This window comes from Fuscovulum sp., assembly GCA_035192965.1.
GTDB lineage: Bacteria > Pseudomonadota > Alphaproteobacteria > Rhodobacterales > Rhodobacteraceae > Paragemmobacter.
This window is the reverse complement of sequence record CP136571.1, coordinates 2,825,044-2,839,895: the sequence shown is the minus strand read 5'-3', so window position 1 is coordinate 2,839,895 and position 14,852 is coordinate 2,825,044. Positions and strand designations below refer to the sequence as shown.

General features: G+C 62.7%; 14 protein-coding genes. 4 read left to right on the top strand and 10 right to left on the bottom strand.

The window, feature by feature from the left end:
* Positions 1–11 precede the first annotated feature (11 nt).
* Positions 12–974: an ABC transporter substrate-binding protein gene (locus tag RSE12_13945; GenBank protein ID WRH61474.1), complete on the bottom strand. Its 963-nt coding sequence runs from the start codon at positions 972–974 to the stop codon at positions 12–14.
* Positions 975–1,065: 91 nt separating this feature from the next.
* Entirely contained in the window at positions 1,066–1,740 is a 675-nt protein-coding gene (locus RSE12_13940) for an FCD domain-containing protein (protein ID WRH61473.1), read from the bottom strand.
* A 179-nt stretch (positions 1,741–1,919) separates the two neighbouring features.
* Between RSE12_13940 and RSE12_13935 the strand changes: the two genes are divergently transcribed.
* The 4 genes from RSE12_13935 to modA all read left to right on the top strand — a co-directional run bounded on the left by RSE12_13935 (position 1,920) and on the right by modA (position 7,033).
* Positions 1,920–2,603 carry a fumarylacetoacetate hydrolase family protein gene (locus RSE12_13935; GenBank protein WRH61472.1) on the top strand — a complete coding sequence of 228 codons (684 nt, stop codon included), beginning with the start codon at positions 1,920–1,922 and terminating at the stop codon, positions 2,601–2,603.
* A 201-nt stretch (positions 2,604–2,804) separates the two neighbouring features.
* Positions 2,805–5,027: an NADP-dependent isocitrate dehydrogenase gene (locus RSE12_13930; GenBank protein WRH61471.1), complete on the top strand. Its 2,223-nt coding sequence runs from the start codon at positions 2,805–2,807 to the stop codon at positions 5,025–5,027.
* Between the two features lie 57 nt (positions 5,028–5,084).
* Positions 5,085–6,131, top strand: a complete 1,047-nt coding sequence (gene mtnA, locus RSE12_13925; GenBank protein WRH61470.1) for an S-methyl-5-thioribose-1-phosphate isomerase — start codon at positions 5,085–5,087, stop codon at positions 6,129–6,131.
* A gap of 134 nt (positions 6,132–6,265) precedes the next feature.
* The gene (gene modA, locus RSE12_13920) at positions 6,266–7,033 is read left to right on the top strand and encodes a molybdate ABC transporter substrate-binding protein (protein WRH61469.1); all 768 of its coding nucleotides are present in this window, start codon (positions 6,266–6,268) and stop codon (positions 7,031–7,033) included.
* 27 nt (positions 7,034–7,060) lie between these two features.
* Here the strand turns inward: modA and RSE12_13915 are convergent, their stop codons facing one another.
* The 8 genes from RSE12_13915 to RSE12_13880 form a co-directional block, all read right to left on the bottom strand.
* Positions 7,061–7,510, bottom strand: a complete 450-nt coding sequence (locus RSE12_13915; GenBank protein ID WRH61468.1) for a hypothetical protein — start codon at positions 7,508–7,510, stop codon at positions 7,061–7,063.
* A gap of 486 nt (positions 7,511–7,996) precedes the next feature.
* Positions 7,997–8,356, bottom strand: a complete 360-nt coding sequence (locus RSE12_13910) for a cupin domain-containing protein (GenBank protein WRH61467.1) — start codon at positions 8,354–8,356, stop codon at positions 7,997–7,999.
* A gap of 17 nt (positions 8,357–8,373) precedes the next feature.
* Positions 8,374–9,999, bottom strand: a complete 1,626-nt coding sequence (locus tag RSE12_13905; GenBank protein ID WRH61466.1) for an amidohydrolase family protein — start codon at positions 9,997–9,999, stop codon at positions 8,374–8,376.
* Positions 9,999–10,841, bottom strand: coding sequence for a dimethylsulfonioproprionate lyase family protein (locus RSE12_13900; protein WRH61465.1), 843 nt, complete (start codon positions 10,839–10,841; stop codon positions 9,999–10,001). Before RSE12_13900 ends, RSE12_13905 begins: the two co-directional genes overlap by 1 nt.
* The gene (locus RSE12_13895; GenBank protein WRH61464.1) at positions 10,834–11,673 is read right to left on the bottom strand and encodes an ABC transporter permease subunit; all 840 of its coding nucleotides are present in this window, start codon (positions 11,671–11,673) and stop codon (positions 10,834–10,836) included. Before RSE12_13895 ends, RSE12_13900 begins: the two co-directional genes overlap by 8 nt.
* Positions 11,670–12,587 (bottom strand): ABC transporter permease, encoded by a 918-nt coding sequence (locus RSE12_13890; protein WRH61463.1) that lies wholly within the window; start codon positions 12,585–12,587, stop codon positions 11,670–11,672. Before RSE12_13890 ends, RSE12_13895 begins: the two co-directional genes overlap by 4 nt.
* A 4-nt stretch (positions 12,588–12,591) precedes the next feature.
* Positions 12,592–13,689 carry an ABC transporter ATP-binding protein gene (locus RSE12_13885; GenBank protein ID WRH61462.1) on the bottom strand — a complete coding sequence of 366 codons (1,098 nt, stop codon included), beginning with the start codon at positions 13,687–13,689 and terminating at the stop codon, positions 12,592–12,594.
* A gap of 2 nt (positions 13,690–13,691) precedes the next feature.
* Positions 13,692–14,795 carry a polyamine ABC transporter substrate-binding protein gene (locus tag RSE12_13880; protein ID WRH61461.1) on the bottom strand — a complete coding sequence of 368 codons (1,104 nt, stop codon included), beginning with the start codon at positions 14,793–14,795 and terminating at the stop codon, positions 13,692–13,694.
* Positions 14,796–14,852 lie beyond the last annotated feature (57 nt).

The window sequence follows — 14,852 nt, the reverse complement described above, 5'->3', positions numbered from 1 at the left end:
GGGGACGGCGTTTACTTCATCGCGGCGTCAAGCGGCGCGAAATACCAGAAGTCTTCGGGGTTCAGCGTGGCAGGATCGCCTTCCAGCTGGCCTGCCATGGTGTACCATTCCAGATCAGCCTGCGCTGCTTCGCGCCCGCCGCCATTGGGGTCATAGAGTCCACCAGCCACTGCGTCGGTGTAGAACCCGTCCAGTTCGGCCAGAACCTCGGCCGGAAGTTGGCCGATGGGGCCGTTCGGATCGGTTTCCTTGCTGATGATGGTCGGATCTTTGGCCATGTCCGTCCAGACGCTGTGCAGCGCATCGACGAAGATGTTCACGGCCTCTTCGTTTTCCTGCATCCAGTCGAGATTGGCGAAAAGGGCCTCATCGCTGGCCTTGACCTCGAACATCGGGAGCGCGTTGAACTTGTCACCCGCCTCGGCGATGATCTTGTTCTTGTTGGACAGGTCAAGGATCGTTGCTTCGGCCTGGCCGGCAAGCATGGCGACCACGCGGTTGTCCGATCCCGGAACATAGGAACGTTCGCCGAATTTGATGCCTTCGCGGTCTTCGATCACGTTGGCGATGGAATCTGTGCCGCCTGCGCGCGAATGCAGCATGATTGGCACGCCATCCAGATCCTTGAGCGTGGCATAATCCTTGGTCGTAACCGGGAAGAACACCAAGCGCGACAGTTGGAAGATGATCCGGACCGGGGCCTTGGACCGCTGCATCACGGCGTAGGGGGTGCCAAAGGCGATGTCCATGTCGCCGCTGAGGACGGCCTGAATGGCCAGCTCTTCTTCGGCGAAGGCGGTCCATTCGTAATCGAGGCCGTTGGCCTTGGCGCGGTCGAGAGCCACGAAAAAGGCGGCCATTTCGTCGGATGGTTGTTCCGCCAGCGCGATGCGGATGGTTTCCGCCTGTGCTGCGGTCGCTGCAAGGCCAGTGGCAAGGGCGATCCCTGCAAGGTTGGCAAAGAAGGTCTTCATGATTTCTCCTCCCTGAGAACTCTGTTCGCTTCGTCGTGTGATCCGGCTGTGCGGGCTTGGTGCCGCCTTGTGTCCGGGGATTGGGTTGGCCCTACACCTCGCCGAACAGGCGGCGGGCGACGGAGCCGATATGTCTGCGCATCGCCTCATAGGCGGCATGCGGGTCGCGGCTGGCGATGGCGGCTGCGATGGCATCATGTTCGGCAAAGCTCGAATGATCGGGCGAGGGGTGGGCGCTTTCGCGCGACACGGCACCCCAGGCCACGGCGCGGCGCACCTCGTTCAGCTGATCGAACAGCGACAGCAGCAGCAGGTTGTCGCTGGCTTCGGCCACGGCGCGGTGAAAGAGATCGTCCTGGATTTCATATTCGTTCCAGGTGGTGGCCGATTTGGCCCGGTCTATGGCGCGCTGCATCCGCGTCAGGGTTTCGCCCGAGGCGTTAACCGCGGCTTCGCGGGCGATGGCGGGTTCGATGGCAAGACGCGCGCGGATCATCCGAAAGGGTGTCAGCTGGCGGCCAAGTTCGACTGTGGCGCTGCTAGGCTTGCGGCTGGTGTCTTCGGAAATGAAGGTGCCTTTGCCGACATGGCGCCAGATCAGGCCGTCGCGTTCCAGCACATCCAGCGCCTTGCGGATGGTGGCGCGAGACAGGCCCAGTTCATCGGTCAACTGCCGTTCGGGCGGCAGTTTGCCGCCGCTGCCGAAGCCACCCTCAAGGATGTAGCTGCGCAAAAGCGTTACCGGGTCTGATGTCGAGGCATCCATGAACCATTCCCCAAAATTGGTTGACCAATTACGTGCTAAACAGGGTTCTACATCAAAAATTGGTCTCATCAATCATCAATTGGTTTGTTTGCGCTATCAGTTGTGCAGGTTTTGCGGGATTGATTTGAACCATTTGATACGGTATGCAACGGCATATCGCTGCTTAGAAGAGGTGACTTATGGCTGATTTCGTGATCCCCGCGCCGCCGGTTCCGGCGATTCCCGTGTCAGGTGGCGGGGCCTTCCCGGTGCGCCGGGTGTATTGCATTGGGCGCAATTACGCCGCTCATGCGGTTGAGATGGGCCATGATCCGGACCGTGAGCCGCCGTTCTTTTTCCAAAAGAACCCCAACAACCTCGATTCGTCGGGCGCGTTCCCCTATCCCCCGCACAGCAGCGATGTGCATCACGAGGTGGAACTGCTGGTGGCGTTGAAATCGGGGGGAACCAACATCCCGCTGGATCAGGCCCTGTCGCATGTCTTTGGCTATGGTGTCTGCCTCGACATGACGCGGCGCGATTTGCAGGGCGAGGCCAAGAAGATGGGCCGTCCGTGGGAAATCGGTAAAGCCTTTGAATTGTCGGGTCCGGTCGGCCCGGTACTGCCGGTGGCGCAGGTCGGCCATCCCGATCAGGGGCGGGTTGCGCTGACGGTCAATGGCGCGCTGCGGCAGGAGGGCGACCTGAACCAGATGATCTGGAAGGTGCCAGAGATGATTTCCTACCTGTCGGAGTATTTCGAGCTTCAGGCGGGTGATGTGATCATGGCGGGGACGCCTTCGGGTGTTGGTGCCGTGGTGCGCGGCGATGTGATGGAGGCCGTGATCGAGGGCGTGGGGACGCTGACGGTCGAGGTGGTCTGACCATCCAGCATTCTGCATCCGGGTGGGGCTGTGGGGGATTGCGTTCCCCCGGATGCAGGAAAGCGCACAGCGCTGCAAGGAGCGGCTTTTGTTTCGCACGCAGCATGACTAGGTTGGAAATCAAGAGGCGGGGCGTGGCTGGGCCGCGCGCCGCCTTTGCGTCTGGCCGCTGGCCGTAACTGCAAGACAACAGGCTTTCACATGACCGATCGACCCATTCCCGACATCATCTACACCACGGTGGACGAAGCGCCGCAGCTTGCCTCGGCGTCGCTCTTGCCGATCATCCGGTCCTATGCGGCTGCCGCGGGGGTAACGGTTGGCACGCGTGACATATCGCTGGCCGGGCGGATCATCGCGGCTTTCCCCGAACGGTTGACTGATGCGCAGCGACAGCCGGACGATCTGGCGGAACTGGGCGCGCTGGTGACCACGCCAGCGGCGAATGTGATCAAGCTGCCGAACATCTCTGCCTCTGCCCCGCAGCTGGTGGCGGCGGTAAAGGAATTGCAGGGGCAGGGCTATGATCTGCCCGACTACCCCGAAGACCCGCAAAACGATGCGGAAAAGGAAGCCCGCCGCCGCTATGATGCAATCAAAGGGTCGGCGGTGAACCCGGTCCTGCGCGAGGGCAATTCCGACCGGCGCGCGGCGGCGGCGGTGAAGAATTACGCCAAGGCCAATCCGCATTCGATGGGCGCATGGAGCGCGGACAGCAAGACCCGCGTGTCGACGATGTCAGGCGGGGATTTCCGGTCGAATGAGACATCAGTCACGCTGAGCGCGGCTCAGGCCGGCGCGGCGCGGATCGAACTGTTCACGGCGGATGGCGCAGTGAAGGTGTTGAAGGAAGGGGTGAACTATCACCCCGGCACGGTGGTGGATGCGACCTTCATGTCGGTCGCTGCGCTGCGCGCTTTTCTGACCGAACAGATCGCGGTGTCAAAGCGCGAGGGGGTGCTGTTCTCCATCCACCTGAAGGCCACGATGATGAAGGTGTCGGATCCGATCATCTTTGGTCATGCGGTCAAGGCCTTCCTTGCGCCGGTCTTTGATCGTCATGGCGCTGCGTTTCAGGCGGCCGGTGTGGATGCGAATTCCGGGCTTGGCGTAATGCTGGACCGGATTGCAGACATGCCGGATGGCAAGGCCGTTCTTGCCGAAATCGAGGCGGTGATGGCCGATCGCCCGCCGCTTTACATGGTGAATTCCGACAAGGGAATCACCAATCTGCATGTCCCGTCTGACGTGATCGTGGATGCGTCGATGCCTGCGCTGATCCGGGCGGGTGGCAAGGGCTGGGGTCCGGATGGCAAGGCGGCAGATACCAATTGCGTGATCCCGGACAGTTCTTACGCCGCCGTCTATGACGAGTCGGTCGCCTATTTCAAGGCAACGGGGGCGCTGGACCCGGCCACGGCAGGGACGGTGCAGAACATCGGCCTGATGGCGCAGAAGGCCGAGGAATACGGCTCACACCCGACGACCTTTGAAATCCCGGCTGATGGCACGGTGCGCCTGATCGCGGCGAATGGCGATGTGCTGCACCAGCACAAGGTGCAGGCGGGCGACATCTGGCGCGCAGCGGCCACCCGCAAGGCCCCGATCGAGGATTGGGTCAAGCTGGCGATTGACCGGCAGCGCGCCGAGGGTTGCCAGGCGATCTTTTGGCTGGATGCAACGCGGCCGCATGATGCCGAGCTAATCAACTATGTCCGCCCGATACTTGCTGCGGCGGGCGTGGCCGACAAGTTCCAGATCATGGCCCCGCGCGAGGCGACGCGCCTGTCTTTGGAGACGATCCGCAAGGGCGAAAACTCTATCGCGATCACTGGCAACGTGCTGCGGGATTATCTGACCGACTTGTTCCCGATCCTTGAACTTGGGACCTCGGCCAAGATGCTTTCGATCGTCAAGCTGATGCAGGGCGGGGGCATGTTTGAAACCGGGGCCGGTGGGTCGGCGCCCAAGCATGTGCAGCAACTGGTTGAGGAAAACCACCTACGCTGGGATTCGCTGGGCGAGTTCTGCGCGCTGGGGGAAAGCCTGAAGTTTCTGGCCGATGTGACCGGAAACGAAAAGGCGCGGGTGTTGGGCCGGGCCGTGGATGTGGCGACGCAGGGCGTGCTGGACCATGACAAATCGCCCAAAGGGCGGGTCGGCCAGACGGACAACCGTGACAGCCATTTCTACTTTGCGCTGTATTGGGCGCAGGCCCTTGCGGTGCAGTCTGAAAACGCGGAACTGGCCGCCCATTTCGCACCCATCGCCAAGGCGCTGGCCGAGAATGAGGCCAAGATCGTTGCCGAACTGGCCCGTGATCAGGGTAAGCCGGCCGATCTGGGCGGGTATTACCATACCGACCCGGTCAAGACGGCGGCGGTGATGCGGCCTTCGGCCACCTTCACGTCAATCATCGGCTGATTGTCGGCACGGGGCCTTGCGATGCAGGGCCCCGGCTTTCCTGCGCAGGGGGATGCCATGGCGTTTCGAACCATGGAATGGATCGCGGCAGGCCATTGCCTGCGGCTTCTGGATCAGCGGTTCCTGCCGGGAACGGTGCAGTACCGTGACCTGACCTCGCCTGAGGCGGTGGCGGGCGCCATCCGCGACATGACGGTGCGGGGTGCCCCGGCCATCGGGGTGGCGGCGGGGTTCGGCATGGCGCAAGCGGCCTTGCTGGCCGAGGCGGCGGATGTGCCGCTGATCCCGGCGTTGGAGGCGGCGGATCGGGTTCTGCGCGCATCGCGGCCTACGGCGGTGAACCTGTTCTGGGCGCTGGATCGGATGGCGCTGCTGTGGCGGGCCGGGGCGGATGCCTCGCGCCTGCTGGAAGAGGCGCGGGTGATGGAGCGCGAGGATATCGCGGTGAATGAGGCGATAGCGGCACATGCGCTGGCCATCCTGCCGCAAGAGGTGACCTTCTTCCACCATTGCAACACGGGCGCGTTGGCCACGGTCGGTGTTGGCACCGCGCTGGGGATCATCCGGCGGGCGCATGAATCGGGGCGTAAGGTGTTCGCCTATCTCGATGAAACGCGGCCGAGGTTGCAGGGGGCGAAGCTGTCATCGTTCGAATTGATGGAATACGGCGTTCCCCATGCCATCGTGGTGGATGGGGCATCGGCGCATATCATGCGACGGCACAAGGTGGACATGGCCGTGGTGGGCTGTGACAGGGTTGCTGCCAATGGCGACACCGCCAACAAGATCGGCACCTATAACCTTGCACTGGCGGCGCAGGACAATGGGGTGCCGTTCTATGTGGCTTGCCCGACATCGACGATTGATCTGTCCACCGCCAGCGGCGACGGGATCGAGATTGAGGAACGGGACGGGGATGAAGTGCTGCGCGTCGGCGACAGCCTGATCGCACCAGTGGGCGCGCCCGCCTTCAACCCGGCCTTTGACGTGACGCCCAACCGATTGATTGCTGGTTTGATCACCGAGTTCGGGATCGTGCGTCCGCCGTTCGACGTGAATATCCGTGCGCTTTTGGCGGGGCGCGGCGTGGCGAAGGGTACCTAGCCGCGCCCAAGATCCGGACCAGCGCCCGTTTCGCAAGCCTAAGGCTGATATCCGCCCGGTCTGCGGGGCAGAGCTTGATCATCGGGGGTTCGCATGGTGAGTTTGCTGCGAAAGCCATTGATTTCGGGGGAAAAATGCACGCTGCACATCTGAGCCGGGGACTTGTTCTTTGTGCCTTGCTGTGCCTGCCCATGCCCGCCTGGGCGGATCGGGTGGTGGTGTTTGCGGCTGCCTCGCTGAAGACAGGGTTGGATCAGGTGGCGGCCGACTTTCAGGCCAACACTGGGCATGAGGTCGTGATCAGCTATGCCGGATCGAATGCCCTGGCCAAGCAGATTATCGAAGGCGCGCCGGCGGATATCTTTATCTCGGCGGCCGTGAACTGGATGGATGAGGTGGAGAAGGTCGGTCTGGTGGCGGCCGGAACCCGTGCCGATATTCTGGGCAACCGGCTGGTGCTGATTGCGCATGGAAAGGACGCGGCCCCGGTCGAGATCGGGCCAGAAACGGACCTCGCTGGATTGCTGGCCGGGGGGCGCCTGTCCATGGCGATGGTCGATGCGGTGCCTGCAGGGCAATATGGCAAGGCGGCGCTGGAGCATCTTGGGCTTTGGCCATCGGTGTCCGGGGCGGTTGCACAGTCCGAAAATGTGCGGGCCGCGCTGGCGCTGGTAGCGTCGGGTGAGGCGCCTTACGGGATCGTCTATGCCAGCGATGCTGTCGCCGATGACAATGTCACGGTTGTTGCCACCTTTCCCGAAACCAGCCATCCGCCGATTGTCTATCCTGCGGCATTGCTGACAGGGGCGGTGGATGCCGGGGATAGGGCCTTTCTTGAGGCGCTGACAGATGAGGCCGCAGATGCGGCCTTTGCGGCGCAGGGGTTTATCGTGCCGGATTGAGGGGTGCCGCCCTCAGATAGCGCCGCCTCAGATCACGCCAGTCCGGATCAGGACGGGCCGACCCTCAACCTCGGCCACAAGGCGGGCTTCGGGCCAGAAGCGGAAGAAGTTCGTGGCTGCAAAGCTGGGAATTGCGCGCGGTGCGGGTGCCATGATCCGGGCCGAGGCAAGGGCGAGATAGCCTTGTCCCGACGGCGTAGCGATGGCCATGGCGCGCAGGCCCATGTCATCGAGTTGCTGAATGTCCAGCGTGGCGCAGGCCATGGCGTCAATGTCGATCAGACGTTCGGTCGCCATGTCCCAGATCGGATCGCCAATAGACAGGTCTTCGATAGCGCAGAGATCCGAGGGATGCGAACCGACCCGCAGGCGCAGGCCCTGCGACAGCATCGTCGCCTCAACCGCCTGTGCGGCGGCGGACGGCATGGCAAGGCTAGAAGTCGCGGTGATGCCGGAGGAGGAATAGAGGATGCCCATCACATGCACCCCTTGCCACGATTGGCCGAGCGGGGGCTTGTCCGGGCGCGCGAACACGCGGGCGAAGTGCCGCAGGACGCGGCAAGGATAACACAGACACTCATTACACACCCCGGCAGCTTGGGTTACTTCGACTTGCCCCGGAAGTCTGATCAGGCGGCCCCCACCGCTTGGCAGATCATCTGCTTGCTCTGATCCGGTCATTCGACCGTGGCAGCGCAATAGGTGCAGGGCGCACCTTTAGACAAATTGTTACCATACTTCTGCCTTCCCGCAAGGAATTCGGTACACGGCGGTTGCCCTTTCCGGTGCCAATTCAAGGCACTGGAGGGCGTTTTTTCCGCTTTGGAAACGATCAGCAGAAAAGTGGCTGAGTGGTTAATTTTCGTTAACGATCTCCGACCTGAACTGTGGCGAAACCAAGCCAGCGGAACTAGGTTCCGGCTGGGCCAGCGCAGGGTGATTCGGCCCATGACAGGCCGGGGATCATTCGGTCGGCGTTTCCGCGCTGACGATGTGGACAGCCAGCAGGCAGCCGTGCGGGGTATAGGAACTGTGCTCTGTGCCATCGGCATAGAAGACCAGATCGCCCGGCTTGAAGACGGTGCCATCGTCTTCGATCAACTCGCCTTCGAGGATCAGGAACTGTTCATGGCCGTTGTGGATATGCGACCGCGTCCGCATCCCGGCGGGCATGCGATAGACGTGAAAACCTTCGCCCAGCGGCTTATCGCTGTCCAGTTGCAGGATCTCATCGCCCAAGGCGACGCCATCGGGATAGACAAAGGGCGTGAAGGGCGCGTTGTGGATATTGGCGACGCGGCGGGTTTGGGATGTGTTGGTCATGGACGATAGCCTTTCCGTCAGGTGTAGCAGGCGGCGCGATGGACGGCGCGGCCCTTGAACAGGGTGAGAAGTATCTGGGTATCCGCCACTTCATAGGGATCGCAGGTGAAGATATCGCGGTCGAGGATGATCAGATCCGCCGAAAAGCCGGGGCGCAAAGCGCCGGTATAATGCCCGCGCCAGCAGGCGGCGGCGGCATGTGTGGTGTAGCCAAGGACGGCCTCATGGATCGTCATCCGTTCAGACGGAAAGAACGGCGCGGCGCGACCCCGGTGGCGCGGCGGTTCGCGGGTGATCGCGGTGCCGATGATTTCAAACGGGTTGAGCGTGGTGACTGCCCAGTCAGAATTGATGCACCACGGCGCGCCTGCATCGATGAGGCTGCGGTTGGCATAGGTCCATGCTGCGCGGGCAGGGCCGATCATAGCCATGGTGTCATCGGGGATGATCGGATCGTTACAGGCCCAGAGCGGTTGCAGGTTCGCCATCACCCCCAGCGCAGCAAAGCGCGGGCGGTCATCTGGGTGGACCAGTTGGCAATGCGCGATCTGGTGCAGCCCTGGCCACGCGCCGTTGGCTTCACGGGCGGCCTGAAACCCGTCGAGCGCAGCGCGGGTGGCGAGGTCGCCGATGCAATGGACGTGGATCTGAAACCGCGCGGCATCGAGCGCGGTGAACAGGGCGCGAATCTGGTCGGGCGGGAACATCAGGGGGCAGTTGCCGCCACGGGCATCGGCATAATCGTCGATCAGCGCGGCGGTGCGGTTTTCCAACCCGCCATCGAGGAAGAATTTGGCGGAGTGGAGATGAAAGTCCTCGGTCCGGTGCGCCGCGCGGCGTGCAGTGAGGCGAGCGAGGGCCGTGTCCACCGTATCGGCAGAGGTGACAGACATGGCGCCTGCCACGCGCAGGGTCAGGGCGTCTTGTGCCGCGGCCTGAGCGTAGATGCCGATGTGATGGGATTGGATGAAAGGGTCCAGAATGCCCGTTATGCCATGCCGGTTGGCAAGGGCCTGCCCGGCGTGGAGACCGGCGCAATACGTCGCTTCGGTCGTTTTGGGCAGGCGGTCGAGCGCCCAGTAGATCGCATCCTCGTGCAGCATGCCGGTGGCGCGTCCCTGGGCGTCGCGGACGAAGTGGCCGCCCTGCGGATCGGGGGTGTCGTCGGTCAGGCCAATCATTACGATGGCACGCGTGTTCAGGCAGGCGTTGTGGAAATTGCCGTCATAGATCAGGCAGGGACGGTCAGGCGTGACAGGGTCCAGCACGGCGCGGGTCAGGTTGGCATCGCCAAAGAACCCGCATTGCCAACCTGCACCCCAAAGCATGGGGCCACTTTGCGTTGCCGCATGGGCCTGAAGGGTGGCGGCGATCTGGTCGGTGGTGGTGCAATCGTAAAGCTGTGCGGTTTGCACCAGATCCGTTCCGCCGTTCAGAAGATGGATATGGGCATCCTGAAGGCCGGGCAGGATGAGGCGGCCTTGCGCATCAATCACCTCTGCCTTCGGCCCTGCCTTTGCGGCCATATGGGCGGCTTCGCCGATGGCGAGGATGCGGTCATTCTCGATCACCAACGCTTCGGCTGCCGGCTGGGCGGGGTTCATGGTGCGGATATGGGCGTTGGTCAGCAGAACGCGGGCCATCAGTGTGCCTCCAGCCGCAGCGCGTGCAGCGCGGGCCAGTCGGAGGCCCGCAGGATGCGGGCGGGGGCCTGCGCGTCGCGTGTCCGTCCGTAAAGGGCGAGGAAGGGGGTAGCGCCTGCCTTGATGAGGTGCGGGCGGTGGGCATCAATCCAGATCGGGACCAGTGCGTGTTTGCGGATCAGGGGGCGGTCGGGGCCAAAGCGCCAGCCATGCGGGCCAGTGAGGGGCAGGTAAAGCTCGGGCGCGGGATGGCTGTTATCGCGGTCCAGGCCGTGGGGTGCGATGAGGTAAAGGCCAAACTCCGCATCCCGCGCCGGGAAGGGGGCGTTTCCGCCCAGCAGCGTGCAGATTGCGGGGCCGTCGGGATCGGGACTGTCGCTGTCTGGCATCTGCCAATGCAGTTGCGGGCTGGCGGCAGTGATGGCCGTGGCAAGGGCGGGGTGGGTGGCCCGTAGGGCGAAAAGAGCCTTCTCCAGATGCCGGGTAACGACGGGGAGCGTCTGTGCGGGGCGCGGCCGTGGCGTTTCGCTGCGCTGTGCAAGCAGGCGGCGCAGTTCCGCCGCGCCGGGGCAGCGCAACAAGGTAAGGGCGGCGGCGGCTTCTTGCATCAGGCGGGTCAGGGTGTTCGTGGGGTCTGCCCGACGGGGGGCAGGCAGGCCATGGGCGGCGAGAACCTGATCAACGGGCCGGGTGTCGGAGGCCGAGGCGATGCGCCATGCCTCCAACTCTGCGGGTGAGATATGGCCTTGCTGATACAGCGCCATCGCCGCGCCATAGCGGATGCGCCCCGCGCCGGGGGTGCCAAGGGGCAGGGACAGCAGGGTTTCGGGAGCGTCAGTCATTGGTGCGATAGGCCATGCGTTCATCGCGGATGCGCCGCCTCTCGGCCCGGTTCAGGATGACGCCGGCGATCACTACGCCGGTGCCCACCACCAGTACGGTCAGCGTGGCCAGCGCGTTGATATCGGGTGTGACGCCCAGCTTGACCTTGGACCAGATCAGCAGGGGCAGGGTGGTGTTGCCCGGCCCAGTGGTGAAGGAGGTGATGACCACATCGTCGAGCGAAATGGTGAAGGCCAGCAGCCAGCCCGACAGGATGGCCGGAAAAATGGTGGGAAGCGTGATGTCCCACATCACCTGCCAGGGGCGTGAGCCAAGGTCCATCGCGGCCTCTTCGATGGCGCGGTCGGACTGGATCATCCGGGCCTGCACCACGGTGGTGACGAAGACCATGGAAAAGGTGATATGGGCCAGCGTGATGGTGGTAAATCCGCGTTGCCCCGGCCAGCCGATCCAGTCGGCCATCAGCAGGAACAGCATCAGCGAGGAGATGCCGGTGATCACCTCGGGCATCACAAGGGGGGCCGTGACAAGGCCGGAAAACAGTAGGCGGCCGCGAAATCGGGTAAAGCGCGCCAAAGCGATGCCCGCCATGGTGCCAAGGATGGTGGCGATCGTGGCCGAGATGACCGCGATCTGAAGCGACAGCAGCAGCGCCGCGCCGACCTGACGGTTGGACATGAGTGAGACATACCACTTCGTCGAAAACCCGCCCCATACCGTGGCAAGGCGGCTTTCATTGAAGGAGTAGACGATCATCGACAGGATTGGCACGTAGAAGAAGGCAAAGCCGAAGCAGAGCATGGTGAACAGGAACCAGGGGCGGCGCTTCATCGCTTGCCCTCGCCATCTGCCTTGGCCTGATAGTGGCTGTATAGCATGGTCGGGATGACCATGATCAGCAGCAGGGCGACGGCTACAGATGAGGCCATGGGCCAATCGCGGGCCGATGTGAACTCATCCGAAATCACGCGCCCGATCATCGGGCTGGCGGCATCTCCCACCAGCGTGGGAATCACCAATTCCCCCGCAGCGGGGATAAAGACCAACAGCCCGCCCGCCACGATGCCGGGAATGGATTGCGGCAGAGTGACATCGCGGAAAACGCCGAAGGGACGGGTGCCAAGGTCCATCGCCGCCTCATCCAGCGCTGGGTCAAGCCGTTCGAGGCTGGCATAGAGCGGCAGGATCATGAACGGCAGATAGGTATAGACCATCACCAGCACGACGGCGAAATTGGAATGCATCAATGGCAGGGACGTGACGGCCCAGCCTTCGGGGGTGAGCCAGTTCCAACCCTGCGTCAGCATCTGGTTGAACCAGCTGTTCTTGCCCATCATCCCCATCCAGGCATAGACGCGCAGCAGGAATGACGTCCAGAAGGGCAGAATAACCAGCATCAGCAATATGTTGCGCCAACCTTTTGAGACGCGGGTCAAGCCCAGCGCCATGGGATAGCCGATCAGCAGGCACAGAATGGTGGCGATGGCGGCATTTGTCAGCGAGGTAAGGAAGGCGCGGATGTAAAGCTCATCTGTGAAGAGCCGCGCGTAACCGTTCAGATTCACGACGGGATTTTCCCCGCCATAGCCAAAGGGCGGCGCGGTGGGCGTGCGGGTGGCCACGCTCATGGCCAGCACGATCAGGAAGGGTAGCAGGAACAAAAGCAGCAGCCAGAGATAGGGCAGCCCGATGATCAGGTCTGACCAGCCCCTGCGGTTGAACCAGTTGGACAGGCGGGCGTGCATCGGATCAATCCCGCAACAGGATGGCTGCGGATGGATCAAAGCTGAGCCAGACGCGATCATTCCAATCCGGGCGGGCATCGCCCGTGCGGCGGGCATTCACCGCATGAACCGACATCAACCCGCCGCCGGGAAGGGTGACACGATACAGGCTGTCCTTGCCGAAATAGGCAAGATCCTTCACCTCGCCCGCGATCACGTTGGGACCTTCGGGCCGGTCGCGGTGCAGCATCACCTTTTCCGGGCGCAGGCCAAGGGTAAGCGTTTCGCCCTGTGCGATGCCGGGCAGGGTTCCAGCCTCGACCTCGGCCCCGAAGGTGGGAACGGACAGGCGGGTGCGGGGGCCGTCAATGGCGGTGACGGTGGCGTCGAACTGGGTGATGGAGCCCAGGAAATTGGCTACAAACCGCGAGGCGGGTTGTTCGTAAACCTCGGCCGGGGGGCCGATTTGCTGCACCTGCCCGCGATCCATGACGGCGATGCGGTCGGCCAGGGTCATCGCCTCTTCCTGATCATGGGTCACGACGATGAAGGTTACGCCCGTGCGTTCCTGAATGGACATCAGTTCGAACTGCGTGTGTTCACGCAGCTTCTTGTCCAGCGCGGCAAGGGGTTCATCGAGCAGCAGGAGCTTTGGCTGCCGGGCCAAAGCGCGGGCAAGCGCCACACGTTGACGCTGGCCGCCCGAAATCTGATGGGGTTTGCGTTGGGCAAAGGGGGTGAGTTGCACCAGTTCCAGCATGGCACGGACACGGTCGGCGCGCTGAGCGGCGGTCATGGGTTCGTGCTTCAGCCCATAGCCCACATTCTTTTCCACGGTCATGTGGGGGAAGAGGGCATAGCTTTGAAACATCATGTGGACGGGCCGTTCCCAAGGCGGAACCTTTGTCATGTCCTGCCCGTCCAGAAAGATGCGGCCTGCGGTGGGTTCTTCGAACCCTGCAAGCATCCGCGAAAGGGTTGTCTTGCCGCAGCCGGAACCGCCAAGAAGGGCAAAGATTTCGCCCTTGGTGATGGTCAGCGACACGTCGCGCACGGCCTGAAAGGTGCCGAATGTCTTGGAGACGCCCTCGATCCTTAGAAACGGCGCGGCGGCAGCGGTCATGGTCAGCCGCCGGACTTGATGGTGGTCCAGATGCGGGTGATCTCGCGGTCCTGTTCTTCGGTTTGCGGGGTGGGGGTGAACATGCGGGCCAGCGTCGCGTCATCCGGATAGATGGCCGGATCGGATGCAATGGCGGGATCGACCAGCGGCGTTGCTGCCTTGTTGGCATTGGCATAGCCGATGAAGTTCGTGCAGGCGGCAATCACCTCGGGGCGCAGCAGGTAGTTGACGAAGGTATAGGCGTTGTCGGTGTTGGGCGCGTCGGCGGGCAGGCACAGCAGATCGAACCAGGCTGGCGCGCCGGTCTTTGGAACGTAGTAGGCGAGGTTCATCTCAATCCCCGCCTCGGCGGCGCGGGCCTTGGCCACGCCGTAATCGCCAGACCAACTGTTGATGGCGCAAAGTTCACCATTCGGGATGGAGGTCAGGTAATTGGCATTATCGAAAGTGGCGACATAGTCGCGGATGGGGGCAAATGCCTCGGCCATTTTCTGGTATTCGGCGGGGCCAGCGGTGTTGGGATCAATCCCGATATACTTCATCACCATGAAGCCGATGTCGGTGGGGCTATCGAGCAGAGAGATACCGCAATCCGCCAGCTTGGCGGCGTTTTCGGGTTTGAACAGCGTGTCGAGGGATTCAAGGTCGGCATCGGGCAGGCGTTCACGGATCATGTCGAGGTTATAGGTGACGCCCACAGAGCCCCACATGTAAGGAACACCGTGTTCGTTCCCCGGATCGAATCCTTCAACGATCTTAAGGATTTGTGGGTCGAGGTTTGCGTGGTTTGTCAGGCGGCTGCGATCCAGTTTCTGATAGACGCCCGCCTGAACGAAGTTAGGCAGGTTCAGACCGGCCATCACCACGACATCATAGCCCGTCGATCCGGCCAGCATCTTTGCCTGCATCTCTTCGGCGCTGGAATACAGGTCATAGACCACGCCAATGCCGGTTTCCGCCTCGAAATCCGCGATGGTGGTTTCACCGATATAGTCAGACCAGTTGTAGACATTCACCGTTCCGGCCTGCGCCCAAGAGGGGCGGACATAGGGAAGCGCCAGAGTGCTACCGAGGGTCAGAAGGGCATTTCTGCGGGTCAGTTTCATGGCAGTCTCCCTGTGGGCATGTGCCGGTTTGCCCGGTCTGGTGGTGGCAGGCTAGGC